Origin of the sequence: Algibacter sp. (assembly GCF_049667265.1) — a bacterium.
In the GTDB taxonomy this organism is placed as follows: domain Bacteria; phylum Bacteroidota; class Bacteroidia; order Flavobacteriales; family Flavobacteriaceae; genus Algibacter_B.
The window spans coordinates 1-5,759 of the sequence record NZ_JBATHX010000203.1 but is presented as its reverse complement, the minus strand read 5'-3'; the positions used below and the strand labels follow the sequence as shown (position 1 = coordinate 5,759).

The window sequence follows — 5,759 nt, the reverse complement described above, 5'->3', positions numbered from 1 at the left end:
ATCCTACTCCAATATCACCGGCAGGCACATCAGTATTGGCTCCAATATGGCGAAACAACTCACTCATAAAAGCATGGCAAAAACGCATAATTTCGTTATCCGATTTACCTTTTGGATCAAAATCACTACCGCCTTTACCTCCTCCCATTGGTAAGGTTGTTAAGGAATTTTTAAATACCTGTTCGAAAGCTAAAAACTTTAAAATACTTGCATTTACAGTAGGATGAAAACGCAAACCACCTTTATACGGGCCAATGGCAGAATTCATTTGAATTCTATAACCTCTATTTACCTGTATTTCACCGCTATCATCTACCCAAGAGACTCTAAAAGAAATCAATCGTTCTGGCTCAACCATTCTAAGCAGAATATTTTTACCATAATAAATATCATGTTTAACTATGTAAGGAATAACTGTTTCTGCAACCTCCTCAACGGCCTGTAAAAACTCTGGTTCATGGCCATTTCTTTTTTCAACTTCAGCTAAAAATGCTTGAATACTTTGTTTCATATATAAAATTATTGCATCGTTATTTATTAAATAAGTAATTTATCGATACAAATATACGTTATCTTCAAAAAACTATGTATTTTTTTTTGAATTTCGCAACAAATTTTTTTATCATTTTTACACAATTTATTAATATTTGTTTGTTTTACTAGTTTTTATATATTTGTCTTTAATAATGCCCTCAAAAAAATAAACCTTTTATGCTTAACTTGAAACATTTAGCTTCAATTTTTTGCTTGTTTCTTATTGTTCAAACTGCAAACGCACAATTAGGCTTTTCTCATGAAGTTGGTGTTATTGCTGGTCCGCTTCAATTTAGATCAGACTATGGTGTTCGTGAAGACTCAAAAACGAATTTTGGTAACTCTGGATTTGGAATAGGTATTGTTCATTATTTGAACTTTGCTTATAGAGCAGATTGTAATTGCTACACAACGGATACCTATTTTAATGATCATTTTAAATTAAGAAATGAAATTTCTTATAATAAAACCAACTTGGAACACCTTGGTAAATGGATTGATCCTTCACGAACAACCATTGAGGCCAATCAATTAAGAGGCCATAAAGGTGTCGCTAAAAATTTAGACATTGGAACGCAAATAGAATTTTTCCCTTTAAGTATTCGCGATTTTCAAGGATTTGCATATAATTTTGCACCTTTTGTAAGTTTAGGAGTTCATTATACATCCTATACTCCAGAGGTAAGCACAACATACGATAATCCAAATCCGTTGGCTTATGGTGACGTTACCGACTCAAGTAATTTTTATACTGGTTGGGAAGATGGTTCTGTTGATGCCTCGCCAGGTAGTACGTGGTCAGTCGTTACAAGTGTTGGAGTGAGATATAAGCTTACCAAAATTTCTGACTTAATGTTGGATTTAAGATGGCAATATTATTTTAGTGATGATGTTGACGGTTTAGACCATCAATTACCTTCAAACAAGTATAATGATTGGTTAGTATGGTTAAATGTTGGTTATATCTATTATTTAGATTAAAACAACCTTATTGCTTGCTTTAAGTCTGTAATTAAATCAACCATATCTGCGATTAGTTACCCTAAAACACCTGTTTCTCTCTTTTTACTTTTGACATACTTGAAGTATGGTGTCCTAAAAGTGATTCTATACTGCCTAAAAATTCTGCAAAAGTAAACACTTTCAGTATCCTTGATTTTTTTTTAATTAAACCTACGCAAGAAAAATATTTTTTAGAAAAATATCAATCTTTTATTAGGTGGAATCCTTTTTCAATTCAATTGCAATAATTACCTTTAAACTAGGTAAAAATTTATTGTATGCATTATTATAAACACCTTATTAGCTTTTGCTGTTTCTTGGCTCTTTTTAGCTGCAATGAAGAACAGAAAACTGTTTTTTTAGATACTAACTATACTACACAAAGCAATTCCATTGTACAAGTGAATATTCCGCAGGCTAACGGTAATAATAGTATTTCCAATCCTATAAATTCTGAAATACAAAAAATAATCATTTCTGCCTTACAAATAGGAAACCCAGATGAGATTACTTCATCTTCAATAAAAGAAAGTATTGACTCCTTTAATGAAGAATACCAGGCCTTTAAAAATGATTTTCCTGAATCGGATCAACCTTGGGAAGCACAAATTGATGGTGAAATCATGTATCAATCAACAGAATTAATTAGTATAGCCATCACCACATTTACAAATACTGGAGGCGCACAAGGCGAATTAACAATTTCCTTTTTAAATTTTGATGCTAATAACGGAAAGCGTATTCAAACCAATAACTTATTTGATAACGTAGAAGCATTCAAAACGTTGGCTAAATCTTATTTTAAAGAAACAACGGAGGATGAAACCGTGCTTTCAGATAATGATGAATTCAAGCTGCCTGCAAATATTGGATATAGTGAAGAAGGGGTAGTTTTATTATACAATACCTATGAAATCGCACCATACGCTAGTGATATTGTAGAATTCGTAATTCCTTTTTCGGAAGTCGAATCCTATCTGAATTTTCATTAACCCTAGTTAAATTACACTTATTAAATGAAAAAAGTATACTATTTAAAAACCTGTAATACATGTACACGAATTATAAAAGAGTTGCATTTATCCTCTGAGTTTATTCTACAGGATATTAAATCTGAACCCATTACTGTTAAGCAAGTTGAAGCTATGAAAGCCCTAGCAGGAAGTTATGAAACGCTTTTTAGTAAGCGAGCGAAATTATACAAAGAAATGGATTTGAAAAATCAAGATTTAACAGAACGCGATTTTAAACACTATATTTTAGACCATTACACCTTTTTAAGTAGACCTGTTATTATAATTGGGGATAAGATTTTTGTTGGAAATTCTAAAAAAACTATTGAGGCTGCAAAAGCTCTACTAAACTAAAGACATAACAAATATTAAAACAATAAAACCCGACACTTTCGTATCGGGTTTTGTTTTGCTCCTTCTCTTGGGCTCGAACCAAGGACCCTCTGATTAACAGTCAGATGCTCTAACCAACTGAGCTAAGAAGGAGTGTGCTTTTTCGCTTTTGCGAGTGCAAATATATGTTGTTTTTTAATTACTACAAATATTTTTTAAAGAAATTTTAACCAAAAATCGCTTTATAAATATCATTACCGTTTGCAAACAAAACTAAGGCTATTAAAATAAAGAAACCAACCATTTGTGCATACTCCATAAATTTATCTCCAGGCTTTCTTCCAGAAACCATTTCATATAGTAAAAACGTAACATGGCCACCATCTAAAGCAGGTATTGGTAACAGGTTTAAAACGCCTAGCATGATAGATAAAAACGCTGTTAAATACCAAAATGCTTGCCAGTTCCAAACCGGAGGAAACATTTGACCAATAGCCGCAAAACCTCCAATTTGAGATGCTCCCTTTTTTGTAAATATATATTTAAACTGTGCTAAATAATCTTTAACCTCCCAATAGGCTTGACTAAAACCGCCTGAAACACTTTCAGATAATGAATAATCTTTATTATTGAATTCTATATAGTCTAAATCCGTTGGCATTGGTTGAAAACCAATTTTATTTTCTTCGTTTGGGATAATTTCAATCTCAAAATTATTGTTATCTCGCTCTACTTGAAGATTTATTTTTTCACCATCTCGGTTTTTTAACCCATATGCCAAATCGAAGAAATAATTAACAGGCTTGCCATTAATGGCTACTATTTTATCATTTGCCAGCAATCCTGCCTTTGCTCCTGGTAAATCTGGAACAACAGAATCTACTTTAAAAGGAAAACGTGGCTCCAAAGCAGGGAGATCACCAGCTTCAAAAAGTTGGGTTCCAATATCTTCAGGTAGCTTTATGGTTTCTATGTCGCCATTTGAATGCTCTACTTTAACATTTCCAACTTCTCGAAACATTAAATATTTATTGATAGGAATGGTTAAGTCTTCTATTAGCTCGTCATTTATCGAAATAATTTTATCGCCTTGCTGAAACCCATATCCTTCCAATGTTTTTGAAACGCCATAGCCATATTTTACACTATCTTTTGTGTTATAATTCGTGCCCCAAACAGCAAGCATGATAATAAACAAAACAATAGCTAAAATAAAATTAACCGTAACACCACCTAGCATAATAATTAAACGTTGCCATGCTGGTTTAGAACGAAACTCCCATGGTTGTGGCTCTTTTTCCATTTGCTCAGTATCCATACTTTCGTCAATCATACCTGCAATTTTCACATAACCTCCAAGAGGTAACCAACCAATACCGTAAACAGTTTCGCCTATTTTCTTTTTAAACAATGAGAATTTTACATCAAAAAATAAGTAAAATTTCTCTACTCTAGTTTTAAAAATTTTAGCAGGAATAAAGTGCCCTAGCTCGTGTAAAACAACTAATATGGAAAGGCTCAAAAGTAACTGAGCTCCTTTTATTAAAAATACTGACATCTACAATTTTTTTTTATAATCGCACAAAAGTAAGCTTTTAAACCAAGTTTAAAAAGCCATTCGTCTAATGCTACTTGATTTAACAATAATTTATGTCTGGTTTAAGTTTTTGGAAACTGAAATTGGTTGTATTTTTGTTTTGTTTTAACGTAAAAGCTCTAAAAATGTTATCTTTTTTTAAAGATTATAAACTGTTCGCCATAGTATTTGGCGTCATTTCTATTATAATTATTGCCATTATTTATAACACATTAAGTGTTTATCAACCGCTTCCTATTTATCAGCCAACCATGGTAAGTACAGAACTTGTTGACAGTACCATTCAGCATCAAAAAAAATATCATAAAATAGCTGACTTTCGATTGATTAATCAGAACGGTAAAACGATTACCCAAAACGATTACAAGGATAAAATTTACGTTGCCGATTTCTTTTTTACAACCTGCCAAACTATTTGTCCTATTATGACCACCAATATGGTCGAAATTCAGAATACTATTTTAAATGATGATGAGGTGATGCTTTTATCACATTCGGTTACTCCAGAAATAGATTCCGTTGCCCAGTTAAAAAGGTATGCCATTAAAAAAGGTGTAAATGATAAAAAGTGGAACTTAGTTACGGGTGATAAGAAAGAAATTTACAAATTAGCCAGACAAAGCTATTTAGCCGTGAAAGACAACGGCGATGGTGGACCTTTTGATATGGTACATACCGAAAACTTTATGCTTATTGATAAAAAACGCCAGATAAGAGGGTTTTATGATGGCACTAATTCGGAGGATATTAGTCGCCTACTTCAGGATATTTTAATTTTAAAGGAAGAATATAACAGGTAAAATTAATACCAAAAAAAAGACCTTCTTTTCAGAAGGTCTTATCTTTTTAATTGAAAGTATATACTAAATGTAACGTCTCTTTGAATTCCAAACTAATGAGCTTGCGCTGCTAAATGTTTTAGTTTTTGTTCCTACTTTACTTTCTACTACGTTTTTGTTACTTGTTTTCATAATTAATTTATTATTCTTTGGGGTTTAATATTCGGGTGCAAATTTAAACCGCTAATAATCAACGGAAAACAACAGATTTTGCAGGTTTATATGGTAAATTACCCATAAAACTTACAAATAGACTACTTATTAATCAGTATGGAATAACCTTGGCGGGTGACTGTGGTAGGCCTGCCTGCCGGCATGCAGGGATAGAAATGGAAAGCCCACAGCCCGACAATGGAGGTGCGAGGACTTGCAATGTAAAGCCCGACCCTTGTGGTAACGCCCAAATAAAATTTAGTTTCATGTTTCAATTAAAAAGATTAG

At 32.5% G+C, this 5,759-nt stretch carries 6 protein-coding genes and 1 tRNA gene; 4 read left to right on the top strand and 3 right to left on the bottom strand.

All coding sequences use genetic code 11. The features are described 5' to 3' along the window. The coding region (locus WBN21_RS07675) for a Glu/Leu/Phe/Val dehydrogenase dimerization domain-containing protein (RefSeq protein WP_424199015.1) at positions 1-511 on the bottom strand (511 nt) is incomplete at its 3' end. A gap of 200 nt (positions 512-711) precedes the next feature. On the opposite strand from WBN21_RS07675, the gene WBN21_RS07670 reads away from it, so the two are divergent. The 3 genes from WBN21_RS07670 (at position 712) to WBN21_RS07660 (ending at position 2,903) form a co-directional block, all read left to right on the top strand. Continuing rightward, the gene (locus WBN21_RS07670) at positions 712-1,515 is read left to right on the top strand and encodes a THC0290_0291 family protein (protein WP_424199013.1); all 804 of its coding nucleotides are present in this window, start codon (positions 712-714) and stop codon (positions 1,513-1,515) included. A gap of 299 nt (positions 1,516-1,814) precedes the next feature. Then, positions 1,815-2,528 (top strand): PdaC/SigV domain-containing protein, encoded by a 714-nt coding sequence (locus WBN21_RS07665; protein ID WP_424199012.1) that lies wholly within the window; start codon positions 1,815-1,817, stop codon positions 2,526-2,528. 24 nt (positions 2,529-2,552) lie between these two features. Then, positions 2,553-2,903 (top strand): arsenate reductase family protein, encoded by a 351-nt coding sequence (locus WBN21_RS07660; protein ID WP_424199010.1) that lies wholly within the window; start codon positions 2,553-2,555, stop codon positions 2,901-2,903. A gap of 58 nt (positions 2,904-2,961) precedes the next feature. Here the strand turns inward: WBN21_RS07660 and WBN21_RS07655 are convergent. Both WBN21_RS07655 and rseP read right to left on the bottom strand, forming a co-directional pair. Then, positions 2,962-3,035 (bottom strand) — tRNA-Asn (locus WBN21_RS07655). 73 nt (positions 3,036-3,108) lie between these two features. Next, positions 3,109-4,440: an RIP metalloprotease RseP gene (gene rseP / locus WBN21_RS07650; RefSeq protein WP_424199008.1), complete on the bottom strand. Its 1,332-nt coding sequence runs from the start codon at positions 4,438-4,440 to the stop codon at positions 3,109-3,111. Positions 4,441-4,604: 164 nt separating this feature from the next. On the opposite strand from rseP, the gene WBN21_RS07645 reads away from it, so the two are divergent. Continuing rightward, a complete protein-coding gene (locus WBN21_RS07645; RefSeq protein ID WP_424199006.1) occupies positions 4,605-5,279 on the top strand; it encodes an SCO family protein in 675 nt (224 codons plus the stop codon). Positions 5,280-5,759: the final 480 nt, after the last annotated feature.